The organism is Tsukamurella ocularis, assembly GCF_965138335.1.
Lineage (GTDB): Bacteria > Actinomycetota > Actinomycetes > Mycobacteriales > Mycobacteriaceae > Tsukamurella > Tsukamurella ocularis_A.
The window spans coordinates 91093-108917 of the sequence record NZ_CBCSDV010000005.1 but is presented as its reverse complement, the minus strand read 5'-3'; the positions used below and the strand labels follow the sequence as shown (position 1 = coordinate 108917).

At 73.0% G+C, this 17825-nt stretch carries 8 protein-coding genes and 1 pseudogene; 5 read left to right on the top strand and 4 right to left on the bottom strand.

Annotation, left to right across the window (positions count from 1 at the left end; all coding sequences use genetic code 11):
* Positions 1–51: 51 nt before the first annotated feature.
* Together htpG and ACNAYW_RS07085 are read left to right on the top strand one after the other, a co-directional pair.
* Positions 52–1992, top strand: a complete 1941-nt coding sequence (htpG, locus tag ACNAYW_RS07090; protein ID WP_415849005.1) for a molecular chaperone HtpG — start codon at positions 52–54, stop codon at positions 1990–1992.
* Positions 1993–2033: 41 nt separating this feature from the next.
* Complete coding sequence (locus ACNAYW_RS07085; RefSeq protein ID WP_415849004.1) at positions 2034–2546, top strand: mycothiol transferase; 513 nt, start codon at positions 2034–2036, stop codon at positions 2544–2546.
* On the opposite strand, the gene ACNAYW_RS07080 is transcribed toward ACNAYW_RS07085, so the two are convergent.
* Positions 2524–3798: a PucR family transcriptional regulator gene (locus tag ACNAYW_RS07080; RefSeq protein ID WP_415849003.1), complete on the bottom strand. Its 1275-nt coding sequence runs from the start codon at positions 3796–3798 to the stop codon at positions 2524–2526. The genes ACNAYW_RS07085 and ACNAYW_RS07080 overlap by 23 nt on opposite strands.
* 77 nt (positions 3799–3875) lie before the next feature.
* Between ACNAYW_RS07080 and ACNAYW_RS07075 the strand changes: the two genes are divergently transcribed.
* Positions 3876–5297 (top strand): aldehyde dehydrogenase family protein, encoded by a 1422-nt coding sequence (locus ACNAYW_RS07075; protein ID WP_415849002.1) that lies wholly within the window; start codon positions 3876–3878, stop codon positions 5295–5297.
* 41 nt (positions 5298–5338) lie between these two features.
* Complete coding sequence (locus ACNAYW_RS07070; RefSeq protein WP_415849001.1) at positions 5339–7309, top strand: GMC family oxidoreductase N-terminal domain-containing protein; 1971 nt, start codon at positions 5339–5341, stop codon at positions 7307–7309.
* Between the two features lie 91 nt (positions 7310–7400).
* On the opposite strand, the gene ACNAYW_RS07065 is transcribed toward ACNAYW_RS07070, so the two are convergent.
* Both ACNAYW_RS07065 and ACNAYW_RS07060 read right to left on the bottom strand, forming a co-directional pair.
* Complete coding sequence (locus ACNAYW_RS07065) at positions 7401–8327, bottom strand: LLM class F420-dependent oxidoreductase (RefSeq protein WP_415849000.1); 927 nt, start codon at positions 8325–8327, stop codon at positions 7401–7403.
* A gap of 17 nt (positions 8328–8344) precedes the next feature.
* Complete coding sequence (locus ACNAYW_RS07060) at positions 8345–9628, bottom strand: hypothetical protein (RefSeq protein WP_415848999.1); 1284 nt, start codon at positions 9626–9628, stop codon at positions 8345–8347.
* Between the two features lie 124 nt (positions 9629–9752).
* Between ACNAYW_RS07060 and ACNAYW_RS07055 the strand changes: the two genes are divergently transcribed.
* Positions 9753–10739 carry a Fe2+-enterobactin ABC transporter substrate-binding protein gene (locus tag ACNAYW_RS07055; RefSeq protein WP_415848998.1) on the top strand — a complete coding sequence of 329 codons (987 nt, stop codon included), beginning with the start codon at positions 9753–9755 and terminating at the stop codon, positions 10737–10739.
* Positions 10740–10836: 97 nt separating this feature from the next.
* On the opposite strand, the pseudogene ACNAYW_RS07050 reads toward ACNAYW_RS07055, so the two are convergent.
* Positions 10837–17824 (bottom strand): annotated as a pseudogene (locus tag ACNAYW_RS07050) (amino acid adenylation domain-containing protein); the annotation flags it as partial.
* Between the last annotated feature and the right edge of the window lies 1 nt (position 17825).

Genomic DNA, 17825 nt, shown 5'->3' with positions numbered 1-17825 from the left:
CGGTTGGCAGAATCGACATCGCAACGTCCGTGATCAAAGAAAGGCGACGACGTGACCGCAGAGACCCTTCAGTTCCAGGCCGAGACAGATCAGCTGCTGTCGCTGATGATCCACTCCGTGTACTCGGAGAAGGACGTCTTCCTCCGCGAGCTGATCTCCAACGCCTCGGACGCGCTCGACAAGCTGCGGCTCGAGGCGTACCAGGACAAGGATCTCGACGCCGACGCCTCCGACCTGCACATCGAGCTGCGCCCCGACGCGCAGGCGCGCACGCTGACCATCGCCGACAACGGCATCGGCATGAGCCGCGCCGACGTCGTCGACCTCATCGGCACGCTCGCCAAGTCCGGTACCGGCGAGCTCAAGCGCAAGCTCGAGGCGGCGAAGCAGGCCAAGGAGCAGGGCGCCTCGGCGGAACTCATCGGCCAGTTCGGCATCGGCTTCTACTCGGCGTTCATGGTCGCCGACCGCGTCACCCTCGTCACCCGCAGGGCCGGTGAGGACACCGCCACGCGGTGGGAATCGGAGGGGCACGGCACGTACACCGTCACGGATCTCACCGGCGACGATGTGCCCGCGCAGCACGGAACGACGATCACCCTGCACCTGCGTGCCGCGGACGGCGACGAGAGCCTGCACGACTACGCCTCCGAGCACGTGCTCCGCACGGTCGTCCGGCGCTACAGCGACTTCATCGCCTTCCCGATCCGCCTGGTCCTCCCCGCCGCCGAGGCTGCCGAGGCCGCCGCGACCGACGGTGCCGAGGTGGACGATGCCGAGACGCCCGGCCCGGAGACGCTGAACTCCATGCAGGCGTTGTGGGCCCGCCCCAAGGACGAGGTCTCGGACGAGGAGTACGCCGACTTCTACCGGCACATCGGCCACGCCTTCGACGCGCCGCTCGAGACGATCGCGGTCCGCGCCGAGGGCACCTTCGAATACCAGGCGCTGCTGTTCATCCCGACGATGCCGCCCTTCGACATGTTCTACCGCAACACCAAGCCGGGGCCCGCGCTCTACGTCAAGCGGGTGTTCATCATGGACCACTGCGAGGCGCTGCTGCCGCCGTACCTGCGGTTCATCACGGGAGTCGTGGACGCGCAGGACCTGTCGCTCAACGTCTCCCGCGAGATCCTGCAGAACGACCGGCACCTCGTGATGATCCGCAAGCGCCTCGTCAAGCGCGTTCTGCAGACCGTCACCGCGATGCGGGAGAACGAGCGGGAGAAGTACGACACCTTCTGGAAGGCCTTCGGCGCGGTCCTCAAGGAGGGCCTGCTCGACGACGAGGACAACCGCGAAACGCTGCTCAAGGCATCGTCGTTCGCGTCGACCTTCAGCGAGGACGGCACCACGGGCCTGGCGGACTACGTCGCCCGCATGCCCGAGGGGCAGGACGTCATCTACTACGCCGCGGGCGAGTCCCGCGGGCAGCTGGAGTCGTCTCCGCACCTGGAGGCCTTCGCCGCCAAGGGCTTCGAGGTGCTGCTCCTCACCGATCAGGTCGACGAGCTGTGGACGACGGGCGCGGAGTTCGACGGTAAGCGGTTCGTCTCCGTCGCCAAGGGCGAGGCCGATCTCGGCGACGAGGCCCCCGAGGTGGAGGGCTTCGAGCCGCTCACCGAATGGCTGGCGAAGACGCTGGAGGACAAGGTCTCGGGCGTGCGGCTCACCTCGCGCCTGACTACCTCGCCCGCGTGCCTGGTGGGCGGCGAGTTCGATCTCACGCCGCAGCTCGAGCAGATGTACCGCGCCAGCGGCCAGGACGTGCCGCGGACCCGCCGCACCCTGGAGTTGAACCCGGACAACGGCCTCGTCCAGGGCCTGCGGGAGCGCATCGCGCAGGACGACGACGCCCGCGACGATGCGGCGCTCGAGGACGCGGCCGAGATCCTCTACGCGACCGCGGTCCTGGCGGAGGGCGGCGCCCTCGCGGAGCCCGCCGAGTTCGCCGCGGTCCTCGCCCGGCACCTGGCCCGCGACCTGAGCTGACGGGCGCGCTCGGCGGGGCGGCGAGGCGTACCGTCGGAGGTATGGACTCAGCCGCTGCACGGGACCTGCTCACCGACTCGTTCGCCCGCATCCTCGAGCACGCGGAGGATGTCACCGACGGACTCGACCCCGGCATCGCGAACCGCCGGATCGTGCCGGACGCCAACACGATCGCGTGGCTGGTGTGGCACAGCGCGCGGGTGATCGACGCGCAGCTCGCGCCGATCGCGGGCGTCGAGGAGGTCTGGACCGCGAACGACTGGTACGGCCGGTTCGCGCTGGACCTGCCGCCGGAGTCGACCGGCTACGGCCACTCCCGCGCCGAGGCGGCCGAGGTGCACGGCAGTGACGCGCTGCTCATCGGGTACTTCCGCGACGTCGACGACATGGCCACTCGCTACCTCGCCACCGTCACACCGGAGGAGCTGGCCCGCGTGATCGACGCGGCGTGGGATCCGCCCGTCACCGTCGCCGTGCGCCTGGTCAGCATCGTCGACGACTGCGCGCAGCACCTCGGCGCCGCCGCCTATCTCAAGGGCGCGCTACAGGATTGACGCCGAAGGCGCGCACCGAGTGCAGCGCCAGCTCGACGTACACGCGCCGCTCGCCGATCGGGTGCCCCAGCAACTGCTCCACCTGCCGGATCCGGTAGCGCACGGTGTTGGGGTGCAGCATCAGGGCCGCGCCCGCCGCGCGGGCGTCGCACCCGGCGCCGAGGTACGCGAGCGCGGTGTCGCGGAGCCGAGCAGCGGCCGCGGTGTCGTCGGCGAGAGCGCCCAGCTCGCGTTCCACCAGCGTCGACGGCCCGTCCGGCCCCGCGATGCCGTGTGCGAGGCAGGCGAGTTCCACGTCCCGGTAGGCGACGAACAGGCGGCTCGTCCGCCGCGCGACGACGAGGGCGGCCGCGGACTCCTCGTGACTGCGCCGGAAGCCGTCGAGCCCGGGATGCGCGGTGCCGAGGGCGCAGCGCACCGTCGGCGGGAGGTCGCGGCCCTCGGGCGCCCCTGACCCCGCGCTCCAGCAGCGGAGTGAGCGGGCGCCGATCCGTTGCGCCAGGCGGTGCTCGCCCCGCACCTCCCGGTGCACGGCGCCCGCGGCGCGTTCGAGCAGCCGCTGCACGTCGGCGTCGGCCACGGCCTCGTCCACCCACAGCGTGTACGCCGTGTGGACGGCCTGCACCGGGTAGCCGAGCGCGGCGCTGACCTCGTCCGCGTCGACCTCGTGCCCGGACAGCACGGCCTCGACGGCGGCGGACTGCCGGGCGAGCGCGCCGCGCTGCCACTGCTCCCGCTCGGCGGTGAAGGTGCCGATCATCTCCTCGATCGCGTTGTCGAGCCAGTCCGTGGTGCGCGGCCAGAAGTACAGCAGCACCTCGCTGCGCACCTGCACGTCGCCGATCTCGGCGGCCGTCGTCTCGGTGAACACCTCCCACGCCGCGTTCTGGCCGAATCGGTAGACGCCGAGCAGGACCTGGATCTCGAAACCGCGGCGGGCCATCGTTCGGGCCAGGTCGTGCGTCTCCTCCCCGGGGCTCGCCGTCGGCGAGCTGCGGGTGATCGAGGAGAGCACGCCGCGCCAGTGCGCGCGGGTGCTCGCGTCCAGCTCGCCGCGCAGCAGGGGCTCGTCCATCGTCGGGATCGCGGCGACGATCGCGTCGTCCACTCTCGTCACCATCGCGTCCAGCATCTGCTCGTTCTCGGCGTTGCGGGAGAACTCGGTGAGCCAGTCGCGGGCCGGCGGGCTCAGGTGGCGCATCGGGCCGGCGTTTTGTTCCGACGGACAAGCCTCGGCGTGAACCTTGCTCATGACGCCAAGAATATGACGCCCATCACACCGGATGCTTGGAAGCGACGAACAACACAGCCGACCGCAGGGAGCACGCGATGATCGACCGCACCAGCCACTACATCGACGGCCGGTGGCGCCCGTCCACCGGTACCGAGACCATCGACGTCGTCGACGCGACCACCGAGGAGGTCATCGGCCGGGTCGCCGCCGGCACCGCCGAGGACGCGAGCGCCGCGGTCGCCGCCGCGCGCGCCGCCTTCGACGGCTGGTCGCGCACCCCGCTGGAGGAGCGGCTCGGCTTCCTCACCCGCGCCGCCCAGGCGCTGCAGGCCCGGCAGACCGAGATCGCCACCCTGGTCAGCCAGGAGGTGGGCATGCCCTTCGCCTACAGCAACGTGGTGCAGGCCGGCCTACCGGTGCAGTCCCTCGTCTCGATCGCCGAGGTCGCGAGCACCTACGCCTTCGAGGAGACGGTCTACAACTCCCTCGTCGTCCGCGAGCCGATCGGCGTCGTCGTCGCGATCACGCCGTGGAACTACCCGCTGCACCAGGTGGTCGCGAAGGTCGCGCCCGCGCTGGCCGCCGGCTGCAGCGTCGTGCTCAAGCCCAGTGAGGTCGCGCCGCTCACCGCCTTCGTGCTCGCCGAGGTCTTCCACGAGCTGGGCCTGCCGAAGGGCGTGTTCAACGTGGTCACCGGCACCGGGCAGTCCGTCGGTGAGGCCCTCGTCGGTCACCCCGAGGTCGACATGGTCTCGCTCACCGGCTCCACCGGCGCCGGCCGCCGCATCGGCGCCGTCGCCGCGCAGACCGTCAAGAAGGTCGCGCTCGAGCTGGGCGGCAAGTCCCCGCTCGTCGTCCTCGACGACGCCGACCTCGTCGAGGCCGTCACCGCGGGCCTGAACGGCTGCTTCCTCAACTCGGGCCAGACCTGCATCGCGCTCACCCGCATGCTCGTCCCGCGCGCCGCGATGGCTCAGGTCGAGGCCATCGCCGCCGCGGGCGTCGAGCAGATCCGCGTCGGCGGCCCGTTCGAGCCCGACACCGTACTCGGGCCCCTCGTCTCCGCGCAGCAGCGCGACCGGGTGGTCGGGTACATCGAGAAGGGCATCGCCGACGGTGCGCGGCTGGTCGCGGGCGGCCCGACGCCGCCGGACGGGCTGGAGCGCGGCTACTTCGTGCGGCCCACCGTCTTCACCGACGTCGCCGAGGACATGGCGATCGTGCGCGAGGAGATCTTCGGCCCGGTGCTGGTGATCCAGGCCTACGACGACGAGGAGGACGCGATCCGCCTCGCCAACGACACCCCCTACGGACTCAACGCCGCGGTCTACTCCGCGGACCGCGACCGCGCCGTCGCCGTCGGCCGGCGCATCCGGGCCGGACAGGTCCAGATCAACGACGGTGCCTTCAACATCCACGCCCCGTTCGGGGGCTACAAGCAGTCGGGCAACGGCCGGGAGTTCGGCGCGTGGGGCCTCGACGACTACCTCGAGACCAAGTCGATGCAGCTCCCCTGAGCGCCCACCCGACCGCACCTACTCCCGTAAGGAACACAGCCATGAGCTTCACCTTCGACGCGCGCCGCCGCGCCACCCTCACCGCCGTCGTCGACACCTTCGTCGCCTCGGTCCCCCGCGAGGACGACCCCACCGGATTCTGGGCCGTCAAGGGCAGCGACCTGCAGGTCGACGCCGCCGTGGAGGAGTACCTCCTCGGTCACCTCCCCGAGGAGCAGCTGGAGGGCCTCGGCGAGCTCCTCGACACCGCCGCCCTCGTCGGCATGAAGAACCAGCCGCAGGCGATCCGCGAGGCCATCCTCGCCAACCTCGCCGGCATCGCGCCCGAGGCGGGCCTCGCCGTCGCGAGCCTGTGCCAGCTGTCCACCATGATCGCCTACGGCCTCATGGACGAGCAGGGCCGCAACCCGCTCTGGGCCGGAATGGGCTATCCGGGACCGGTGTCCGCGCCGCCCGCGACTCCCAAGACCATCACCACGATCGCCCCGACCGCGGGCGAGACCCTCACCGCCGACGTCGTGATCGTCGGCAGCGGCAGCGGCGGCGGCGTCACCGCCGCCGAGCTGGCCCGGGCGGGCAAGAAGGTCATCGTGGTCGAGGGCGGCTCGTACCGCAACGAGGCCGACTTCGTGCAGAACGAGCTCTTCGCCTACCAGACCCTGTTCCTGCGTGGCGGCTTCTTCCCGACGGCCGACGGCACCGTGATGCTCGCGGCCGGCGCCACCGTCGGCGGCGGGAGCACGGTGAACTGGTCCAACTCGCTCCGGACCCCCGACGTGGTGCGCAAGGAGTGGGCCGACGCCGGCCTCGAGGATGCCCTCGGCCCCGAGTTCGACGAGCACCTCGACGCGGTCTTCTCGCGGATGGGCTGCAACAGCGAGGTCGCCACGCAGAACGGTCCGCACCGGATGCTCGCGGCCGGGGCGGCGGGTCTGGGCTACTCCTACCGGCTCGCCGACCTCAACGTGAACCCGGACCGCTACGACGTGGTGCGCAGCGCCTACAGCGGCATGGGCGATCAGACCGGCGCGAAGAACGGCACGATGCGCACGTTCCTGCAGGACGCCTCCGACGCCGGCGCGCGCCTGCTGCCGAACACCCGGATCGCCACCGTCACCACCGTGGACGCGGCCGACGGTACGCGCGCCACCACCGGGGTGGAGGGCGTGCACACCGATCCCGCCACCGGCGCGCAGACGCCGGTGCGGATCGAGGCGCCCACCGTGGTCGTGGCCGCCGGCAGCCTGGAGACCCCGGCGCTCCTGTTGCGCTCCGGTATCGGCGGCCCCGCCGTCGGGCAGAGCCTGCGCCTGCACCCCGCGACGCTGGTGAGCGGCATCTACGACGAGCCGATGGCGCCGTGGGAGGGACCCGCGATGGCCGGGGTGATGAACGAGTTCGCCGATGCCGATGCGGGGTACGGCTTCCTCATCGAATGCGTGCAGCACCTGCCGGGACTGTTCGCGAGCATCGTGCCCTGGCTGGGCGGCGAGCGCCACAAGGAGCTGGCCGCGCAGTACGGCAACCGCGCCGACTGGGTGGTGCTGGTCAAGGACCGCGGCACGGGCACCGTCACCATCGGCCCCGACGGCGAGGCCGTGCACACGTATCCCTTCGACGACGAGCTGGACCGCAAGCACCTGCGTGAGGGCATCGCGGTCTCGATCCGGATGCAGGAGGCGGCGGGCGCCCAGCAGATCTACCTCTCCGGCCAGCGCTTCGAACCGTGGCGTCGCGGCGACGATCTGGAGGCCTACATCGCGAAGGTCAACGAGATCCCGATCGGCCCCGGCGGTACCCCGGTGTTCAGCGCGCACCAGATGTGCAGCGCCCCGCTCGGCGCGGATCCCGCTACCTCCGTGGCGGATCCGTCGGGCGAGCTGCACGACACCCGCGGCGTGTGGATCGCCGACGCCAGTGGCATGCCCACCTGCTCGGGCGTGAACCCGATGATCACGACGATGGCGCTGGCGCATCGCACCGCGACCAACCTCCTGGCCGCGAGCGCCTGATCGCCGAACACGAACCGGCCCCCAGCTCGTCCTCGACGGAAATGCTTCCGCGCGACTGAGCTGGGGGCCGGTTTCTGCGGCGTCTCGGCGACTACAGGCCGGCGACCTGCGGCAGCACCTCGGCACCGATCCACTCGACGTGGTCGAGATCGCTCTGATCGAGCACCTGCAGGTACACCCGCGCGGCGCCGGCTTCGGCGAAGGTGCCCAGCTTGTCGACGATCTCCGCGGCGGAGCCGGTGAGGCCGTTCTCGCGCAGCTCGGGCAACTGGCGGCCGATGGTCGCCGCCCGCCGCGCGAGCGTCGCGTCGTCGGAGGCACCGCACACCACCTGGGCGGCGGACTTGATGATCGACTGCGGATCGCGGCCCGCGGCGACGGCGGCCGCATCGACCCGGGCCCACACCGCGGCGGCCTCCTCGACCGGCACGAAGGGCGTGTTGTACTCGTCGGCGAACCGTGCGGCCAGGGCGGCGCTGCGCTTCTTCCCCGCACCGCCGAGCACGATCGGCACGTGCGCCTGCGCAGGCTTGGGCAGCGCGGGGGAGTCCACGAGCGAGAAGTGTTCACCGCGGAAGGTGTACGGGCCCTGTGCATCCCACAGGCCGGTCACGATCTCCAGCGTCTCCTCGAACCGCGCGAAGCGCTCCTTCACGCCGGGGAAGGGGATCGCGTAGGCGGCGTGCTCCTCCTCGAACCAGCCGGCGCCGAGCCCCAGCTCCACGCGCCCGCCCGACATCTCGTCGACCTGCGCCACCGAGATGGCCAGGGGGCCGGGGAAGCGGAACGTCGCGGAGGTCACCAGGGTGCCGAGGCGGATGGTGGACGTCTCCCGTCCGATCGCGCCCAGGGTGATCCACGAGTCGGTGGGACCGGGCGCCCCGTCGACGTTCATCGCCACGTAGTGGTCGGACCGGAAGAAGGCGCCGAAGCCGGCCGCTTCCGCGGTCCGCGCGACGGCGAGCTGGTCGGCGTAGGTGGCCCCCTGCTGGGGTTCGACGAAGATGCGTAGCTCCATGGGAGACCACTGTGCCATTACAGCCGGGGGCGCGTGCGATCGAACGGGGCCTGGACGAACCGGATCTGGTGACGCCGCTCCAGCGCGCGTCGCGCGTACCGCGCGTCGAGCCGGTGCCCGTCGACGGTGCCGGTCACCAGCAGGCCGTCGGGCACCGTCCTGACCAGCAGCTCGACGGGTGCGGTGCCCGCGCCCCGGCGCACCGTGAACCGATCGCCGGCGGCCCGCACACCCCAGGCGGTGACGGCGCCGTCGGGGGTCTGCGTGACGAGGCTGTCCTGCGCGGACCCCCGCGCCGGGCGCTCCGCGGTGCCGCGGAGCGTGATCGCGATCGACGTCCACGCCGGGCCCGCGTCGTCGGTCGCGAGCGCGGGCGCGCCGTCGACGGTCAGTGCCGTGGCGCGCCAGACCCCGTCGCGCGGATCGCGCGGGGTGTTCATGGTGTCGACGCGCGCCAGGTTCCCGGCGACAGTGGCGGCGATCAGGACGGCGGCGACGACCGCCGCGACGGCGGTGCCGGTCCGCCGCGCGGGCGACGCCGCGGCGGGGAGGACGGCCCGCAGCAGCGCCGCGCGGTGCGGGAGCACCAGGACCAGCGCGATCACCAGGAGTTCGGCGGCGAGCAGCTTGACCGGCACGTCGTAGAACAGGTTGAGCAGCACGATCTGCGTCAGCGCGACGACGGAGAGCAGCGCCCCGGCAAGGCGGGTGCGGGGCGCGATCAGCAGCAGCCCCGCGGTGAGCTCGATCGCGCCGGTGACCACCGTGTAGGGCGTGGATGCGGCCATGTAGCCCCAGAGCAGCGAGAAGGGCTCGGTGTCGCCCACGGCCTGCAGCTGGTAGGCGGGAAGGTTCATGTGGCCCATCTGCGCCGGGATCACCTTGGCCAGGCCGTAGAGCAGCATCGCGACCGCCAGGACGCCGCACGCGATGCCGCGCAGCACTCGGGCGGCGCGGTCCACGCCCGCGGCGCCCCGCGCGCCGGAACGGACGGCGAGCGCGCCCCACAGGAGGCCGCCCACCACGCCGAGGACGAGCGCGCCCGCGTGGAACTGCCACGCCCAGGCGAGATCGCTGCCGGTCGCCACGTCCACCGGAGCCGGCTCCGTGCCCGTGGCCAGCGCGCCGACGGTGCCGACGGCCCGCCACGCGGGCGTGAACACCGCTGCGGCGTCGAGCGCGGCGAAAATCTGCGAGAGCAGGACGGCGGCCGGGAACAGGATGAGGACCAGGCCGCCGACGGAGAGCGCGACGGTGCGCGCGACCGTGCGAGCGGGCGAGGGGGCGTCGGCGCGGAACATGGCACCACCGTACCGATGAGAAGTTGGTTACCCTAACCTCATATACCGAGAGGTGGGGTGCCACGCCGGCGAGTCGGTGTGCTTTGATAAGCCTGTCCTAAATACTCCGAGAAAGGGCTTCTTCATGGCCAAGCACGTGCGATACGTCGTCGCCATCCTGTGCGCCGTCGGGCTGGTCGCCGGGTGTGGAGGCGGCTCGACCGACTCCGGAACCGAGGCTTCCGCGACGCGCACCGTCAGCACGGTGAAGGGCGACGTGACGATTCCGGTCAAGCCCAAGCGCGTCGTGCTGCTGAACTACAACCTCGCGGGCTACCTCTACGACCTGGGCCTGCCCGTGACCGCCATGGTCACCGAGTACACCGACCGCGATCCCGCGAAGGCCCAGCCCTTCGACGCGTGGAAGGACGACTTCACCAAGGCCGGAACCAAGTTCATGCAGTGGCCGGCCGGCGGCTACGACCTCGAGGCGATCGCGGCGGAGAAGCCCGACCTCATCGTCGGCGGTGGCCTGGGCTTCCCGTTCAAGCAGACGAACGACGCCTACGACCGGCTCAAGGCCATCGCGCCGACCCTCGTGGTCGACAACAAGGCGGAGAGCTGGAACCAGCAGTTCGAGTTCCTCGCCAAGGCCTTCGACCAGCCGCAGGTGTACCAGGACGCCGTGAAGAAGTACGACGAGCGCATCGCGCAGGTCAAGGCCGCCATCACGCCGCCCCCCGGCCCCGTGGCCTTCCTCTCGATGACCGCGCAGGGCAAGGCCTACGGCCTGATCGAGAACCGCGGCGTCCCGGCCGAGTTCGCCAAGGTGGGCATCGAGGCCGCCCCGATCTTCGCGAGCGGCAAGTTCAAGCCCTACACCGCCGGAGGCGACTCCTACGAGATCACCCCGGAGCAGCTGCCCAGCACGGTGACGCAGCCCTCGGTGTTCATCGTCGGCTTCAGCGGACAGACCTTCGACGCGAATTCGCTGCGCTCGCAGCCGGTCTACGCCTCGCTCCCGGCGTTCTCCGCGAACCGGGCCTTCGACCTGCCGTACTGGGTGCAGCGCCCCGACTTCGACAAGGCCATGGCCACCCTCGACGTCGTCGAGAAGATGTTCACGAAGTAACCGCTCGACCTGCTCCACACCGCAAGAGCCGCGGCCGGATCACTCCGGCCGCGGCTCTTCGCGTCTAGCGCCCAATAGGATGCAGTCCGGGCGGGATTCAGTCGGGGAGGACCTGCACCATCGCCTCCTGCGTCACCGTGGCGACCAGCTCGCCGTCCGCGTAGAAGTGCCCGGTCGACAGGCCCCGTCCGCCGCGCGCCACGGGGGAATCCATCACGAGCAGGTGGAAGTCGTCGAACCGGGTGTGCCGGTGGAACCACAGGGACTGGTTCAGCGTCGCCGCGCCGACCCGGTCGTAGCCCCACGCCAGCCCGTGCCGGCCGATGATCGGGTCCTGCACCGTGAGGTCGGACGCCCACGCCAGGGCGGCGTCGTGGAGCACCCGGTCGTCGGGCAGCGCACCGTCGGTGCGCATCCACACCAGGCCGCGCCCCTCGGTGCCCCCGCGCTTGTCCCACACCGGATCCGACGCGAACCGCATCTCGATCGGATGCGAGGCGTCCACGAGGGCGCGCAGGCGCGCCTCGTGGCCGGCGAACCGCTCCGCCATCGTCGGCAGGGTCAGCGGATCGCCCGCCTCCGGCGCGGTATCGGCGTGCTCCAGCGGGTTCGGCGCATCCGCCTGATAGGCGAGCGTCATGACGGCGAGGATCCGCCCGTCCTGTTCGACGGTGACCTGCCGGTTCGCCGCGGTCCGGCCGTCCCGCAGGCGCGTCACCCGATAGGTGAGATCCTCGGTGACCGTGCCGAGTTCGACGAAGTGCGTGTGCGCAGCGTGCAGGGGCAGGGGATCGGCGCCGGGGAGCGTCGCGGCGGAGGCCACGATCGCCTGCGCCAGGATCTGGCCGCCGAAGGTGTGCACGCCGACCTTGGCCGGATGGCGCCCGGTGAAGACGTCGACGGCGCTCGCGTCGAGCCGCAGGATGTCGAGGAACTGCTCGAAGTCGCTGCCCGCCGGGATCTCCGGAGGTGTGGAGGCGACGGCGCGTGCCGCGATGCCCGCGATCGAGCGACCCTCCAGGACGTCGCGGGCACTGAGCTCGAAGCCGCACCGCCGCGCCCGCGAGACCACCTGCAGCGAGACGAGCGAGTCGCCGCCCAGCTCGGTGAAGTCATCGCTCAGGCGCACCTCCTCGGTACCCAGGAGCTCGCGGAAGACGGTCAGGAGCGCCGCCTCGGCCGCGGTGGCGGGCTCCCGGTCGGCTCCGGCGACGGCGCGGGCCGCAGGCGCGGGCAACGCGTCGCGATCCAGCTTGCCGGTGGGCCCCAGGGGAAGCCGGTCCAGCACGACGTAGGCCGCGGGCACCATGTGTGCGGGCAGCTCCGCGCCCAGCGCGGTGCGGATCGCCTCCGGGTCGGGCTGCGCGCCGTCGTTGCGCACCAGGTAGCCCACGAGCCGGTCGTCGCGCACCAGCACGGCCGCGGCGCGCACGCCGGGCTGCCGAGCGAGCGCGGTCTCGATCTCGCCCAGCTCGATCCGCAGGCCCCGGATCTTCACCTGATGATCGGCGCGGCCGTGGAAGGAGAGCGTGCCGTCCCCTCGCCAGGCCACCAGGTCGCCCGTGCGGTACATCCGGGAACCCTTCTCCCCGAACGGATTCGCCACGAACGTGGCCGCCGTGAGGTCGGGCCGGTGCAGGTAGCCCTGCGCCAGCGAGTCGCCCGCGAGGTACAGCTCGCCGAGCACGCCCGTGCCCACCGGGTTGAGCCCCTCGTCGAGCACGTAGCAGGGCAGGTTCGGGTCGGGCCGGCCGATCGGCAGCGGTCCCGGGTCGTCGGGTTCGTACCGCCAGGTGACGGCGTTGATCGTCGCCTCCGTCGGGCCGTAGCAGTTGAACAGGGCGCGCCGGTCGCGCCCCCAGTGGTCGGCGAGCTCCGGGTCGAGGCGCTCGGCGCCCACCATGAAGATCACGGACGGGTCCACCTCGGCGTGGTCGGGCATCGCCGCGAGGAAGGAGGGCAGCAGGTTGATCACCGACACCCGCTGGCGCGCGACGTACTCCAGCAGCTCGTCGCCCGGCACGCGCACGGCGTCGGGGGCGATCACGGAAGTGGCGCCGGCCATCAGCGGTCCGAGTACCTGCAGCACCGAGATGTCGAAGCCGGGCGAGCCGGTCTGCAGCACCCGCTCGTCGGGGCGGAAGCCCAGCACCTCCACCACGAAGGCCATGAGGTCGGGCAGGCCCCGGTGGCTCACCGCGACCCCCTTGGGCCGCCCGGTGGTGCCCGACGTGTAGATGATGTACGCCAGGGCGTCCGGCGTGAGGCCGTCGCGCGCGTGCGCCGGGTCGGTCGCCGGGCCCGCGCCGTCCCCCGGGTCCACGGCGCGCACCGGCACCCCGTCGGGCACGGCCGCGGTGGCCGCCTCGGGGACGTCGCCACACGTCAGCACGGCCGACGGTGCCGCGTCCTCGAGGAGGAAACGCAGGCGCGCCGCCGGGTAGGTGGGGTCGAGCGGCAGGTACACCGCGCCCGCCTTGAGCACGCCGAACACCGCGACGTACCAGGGCAACCCGCGCTCGGCGAAGACCGCGACCACGTCCTGCTGCCGCACGCCGCCGGCGAGCAGCCGGTGGGCGAGCCGGTTGGCGGCCTCGTCGAGCTCGCGGTAGGTCAGCTGCCGGTCCTCGCACACGACGGCGGGGTGGTCGGGATTCGCGGCGACGTGGGCGCCGAACTCCTCGAGCAGCGGCCCGTACGCGCCGCGCAGCGGTACGTCGCCCAGCGCCAGCATCGCGGCCCGCTCGTCGGCGGGCAGGGTGCCGATCGCGCCGACCGGGGTGTCGGGCGCGGCGATCAGGGCACGCAGCACCTCGGTGAGCCAGCGCCCGTAGGCGCGGACGGTCTCCGCGCCGAGCAGGTCGGTGCGATAGCCCAGGCCGAGCGTCAGGCGCTCCCCGGGAAGGACGACCACGGTGAGCGGGTAGTGCGTGGCGTCGGTGATGTCGACGCCCGTGAGATCGAGGCCGGGTTCGACCGGCTGCACGCTCCGGTCGGAGAGCGGGAAGTTCTCCGTGACGACCATCGTGTCGAAGAGCTCACCCAGCCCCGCGGCACGGGTGATCTCGACCAGGCCCAGGTGATGATGGTCCGAGAGGGCCAGGGCGCGGCGGTGCACGTCCGCGAGCACCTCGCCGACGGGTTGCTCCGGCGTGGCCCGCACTCGGATCACGATGGACTCGCCGAGCTGCCCGACCATCGTGCCCACGTCGGGCACCTCCACGGGCCGGCCGGAGACGGGGCACCCGAAGACCACGTCGCGGCGGCCGGTCAGGCGGCCCAGCAGCAGGCCCCACGCGGTGTGCAGCACGCTGGTCAGCGTCACGCCGCGGGATCGGGCCAATGCGGCCAGGCCGCTCGTCAGGTCGTCGTCGAGCTCCACCAGGACGCGCTCGGGCGCCGCGTCGGCGGCGCCGGAGCCGGTGGGGGCCAGCAGCGTCGGGGACTCGAGGCCCGCCAACTCCTCGGCCCACGCCGCGCGGGCCGCGGGGACGTCCCGGCCCGCGCGCCAGCGGTAGTAGCCGGCGAGCGGGGCGGAGGCCGGGGCCGCGGGGCCGCCGCCGAGCTCGGCGTAGATCGCGAGCAGGGTGCGGCCCGCGATCGGCATGGACCAGCCGTCGAGCAACGAGTGATGGTTGGTCAGGGCAAGACGGTGCCGGTCGATGCCGGTGCGGCACAGCAGGAACCGGATGAGCGGGGCGGTCGACGGGTCGAACCGGCGGGCCTGCTCGGCCGCGGCGATCTCCGCGAACGCCGCCGCCGGATCGGGACGGTCCGTGAGATCGACGAACGCGAAGTCGGGTCGGACCGCCTCGGGGACCACCTGCACCACGTCGGACGAGGCGGTGTAGCCCAGCCGGGTCCGCAGCGAGGGCACCCGGCGCAGCAGCTCCGCCGCCGCCGCGGCCATCCGGTCGGGGTCCACCGGACCGTCGAGGTACGTCGCGGCCTGCACTGCGTAGACGTCGGGCTCGCCCTCGGCGAGCAGCTGCGACTGGTACGCGAGACCCACCTGCAGCGCGGTCGCCGGCAGCACGTCGGCGATCGGCCCGTCCTGCTCCAGCAGGTCGATGTCGGCCTGGTCCAGCGTCACGAGCGGTAGGTCGGACGGGGTGAGGCCGCCGCCGTCGGGCCCGATCCGCCCGGCGTGCGCGGCCAGGCCGCCCAGGGCCACGGTCCAGCACTCCTGCAGCTCCGCGACCGCCGCGGCGTCCAGCACGCCGCCCGCCGCGGTCCACTCGACGGTGAGCCCGTCGCCGCCGTCGAAGCAGTTGATCGCGAGCACCTGCTCGAGCGCCTTCCCGGCGGGGTCGATCACCGCGAACGGGGTGTCGCCCGGCAGCCGCCAGCCGCCGTCGGGGGTGGCGAACCGGCCGAGGTAGTTGAAGACCACGTCGGGCGCAGCCCCGAGCGACCCGGACTCGGGGTCGAGGTGCCGGAGCACGCCGTAGCCGACGCCGTGGCCGGGCACGCCGCGGCGGGCCTCCTTGACGGCGCGCACCAGGCGCCCGGCCGCGGCGCCGCCGGCGAGGGCGTCGTCGAGCTCCGCATCCTCGAACGGGATCGGCAGGCGGACGGGGTGTTCCACGGTGAACCAGCCCACGGTCCGCGCGAGATCGGCGGACGGCAGCACCTGCTCGCGGCCGTGCCCCTCGACGGTGACGGTCGCCGCGTGCTGCGGGGCGAGGCCCGCGCGGCGCCGGCGCCGGCGCAGGGCCAGCGCGAGGGCGGCGAGGAGCGTCTCCTCGGCGTTGGCGCGGTAGGCGCGGGCCAGTTCGTCCGTCACGGCGGCCGCGACGGGGCCGGCCGTGCGGGTGTGCGTGGTCGCCGCGGTGCCGACCCGGTCGACCGCGGGGTCGAGCAGCCGTTCGCCGAGCCGTTCGGCGTCGGCCAGCGCGGCCCGCCAGTGCTCGAGTTCGGCACGGTACGTGCCGTTCTCGCCCTGCTCGGCGAGGGCGAGGGCGTGCGCGCGCCACGGCGTCGCCTCGGCCCGCAGCGCGGGCGGGCGGCCGGCCACGGCATCCCGGTGCGCCTGCGGCAGGTCCTGCAGGAGCACGCGCCAGGAGACCCCGTCGACGGCGAGGTGGTGGATCACCAGGACCAGCCGGTCCGGGGCGCCGTCGCCGCGCACGATCCGCGCGCGCAGCACGACGCCGGCGGCGGGGTCGAGCTCGGAAGCCAGTGCGGCCGCGGAGGCGTCGACGGTGCCCGGGCCCGCGGAGACGTCGAGCGGCGCGGCGGCCTCATCGACGGTGAGCGACGCGGGCCCCGCAACGCGCAGCCGAAGCGCGGGATGCGCGGCGACGACGGCCTCCAGCGCCACCCGCACGGATTCGACGGTGGCGCCAGAAGGCAGCTCGGGGGCGACCCACTGGGCGTACCCCGCGAACACCCGCGGGTCCGGATTGAGCTCGAGCAGTGCGGCGACGATCGGCGGCGCGGGGAAGTCGCCCACGGCGGGGACGACCGGACCCTCCTGCTGTGAGGCGGTCGCGGTGGCGCCGGCCGCCAGCGTCGCGAAGCTGCTGCCGGAGAGGAAGTCCCGGGGACGCACGTCGAGCCCGGCCGCCCGCAGCTCGCTGCACACGGTGATCGCGCTGATGCTGTCGCCGCCCAGGCTGAAGAAGTCGTCGTCGACGCCGACCTCGGCGACGTCGAACGCGGCCGCGACGACCGAGCAGAGCAGCCGCTCACGGTCGGTCCGCGGCGCGCGGCCGCCGGCCTGCACTGCGGGCGCGGGCAGGGCGGCGCGATCGAGCTTGCCGTTGATCGTCACCGGCAGCTCGTCGAGCACGATCACCGCCGACGGCACCATGTGGTCGGGTACGGCGGCGGTGAGCGCATCACGCACCCCGTCGGCGGTCACGGAGCCGGTGACGTAGCCCACCAGCCGGTCCCGGCCGGCATCGGCGCGGACCACGGCGGCGGCGCTGGTGACGCCCGCGACGGCGGCGAGCGCCGTCTCGACCTCGGCCAACTCGATCCGGTAACCACGGATCTTCACCTGGCCGTCGCCGCGGCCCAGGTACTCGTAGCCGGCCTCGCCGCGCCGGCGCACGCGGTCGCCGGTGCGGTACATGCGGGAGCCGGGCGGCCCGAACGGGTCCGCGACGAACCGCTCGGCGGTCGCGGCCGGCAGGTTCAGGTAGCCCCGGGCCAGGTGCGGCCCCGCGAGGTACAGCTCCCCGACCTCGCCGTCCCGGACCGGTCGCAGCGCACCGTCGAGGGCGTAGGCCGCGGTCCCGGGCACTGCCCGGCCGATGACGGGCGTCTCGCCGGTGATCGCCGCGGCGGTGGCGTCGACTGCGGCCTCGGTGGGCCCGTAGACGTTGACGGCGGGCACGCCGGTGTCCGCGATCCGGCGCCACAGCGCGGGGCCGGTGGCCTCGCCGCCGAGGATGAGCAGGGCGGGGTGGTGCGGGCCGTCGAGCAGCCCGCCGTCGATGAGCGGCGCCGCCATCGACGGCGTGGTGTCCACGACGTCGATGCGGTCGGTGCGGTACGCGGCCAACAGGGCATCGGCGTCCCGCGCGGTCTCCGTCGAGTACAGGTGCAGCGCATGGCCGCTCAGCAGCCACAGCAGCTGGTCGAGGGAGGCGTCGAAGGAGAAGGAGTAGGTGTGCGCGCAGTGCAGGCGACGCTCGCCGTCGCCGCCCGTCGCGAGATCGGCCAGGGTCGAGCGATGATGCCGCAGCAGGCTGGTGAGCCCGCCCGTGCGGGCCGCGACGCCCTTGGGTCGACCGGTGGAACCAGAGGTGTGGATGACGTAGGCGAGGTGGTCCGGGTGCCGCGGCGCGGCGAGCTCGGACTCTCCCAGCGGCGCGCCGGACAGGTCGCCCAGGCGCGCGCGGATCTGTGGGTCGGCGAGCCGCAGCACCGGGATGCCCGCGGGCACGGCCGAATCGGCGTCGGTCAGGAGCAGTGCGGGACGCGAATCCGCGACCAGCTCGGCGTGCCGGGCCGCGGGGTGCGCCGGGTCCAAGTACTGGTAGCCGGCGCCCGCGTCGAGGACCGCCAGGATCGCGACCACGAGATCCACGCCGCGGGGCAGGGCGAGAGCCACCACGTCGTCGGCGCCGGCGCCTN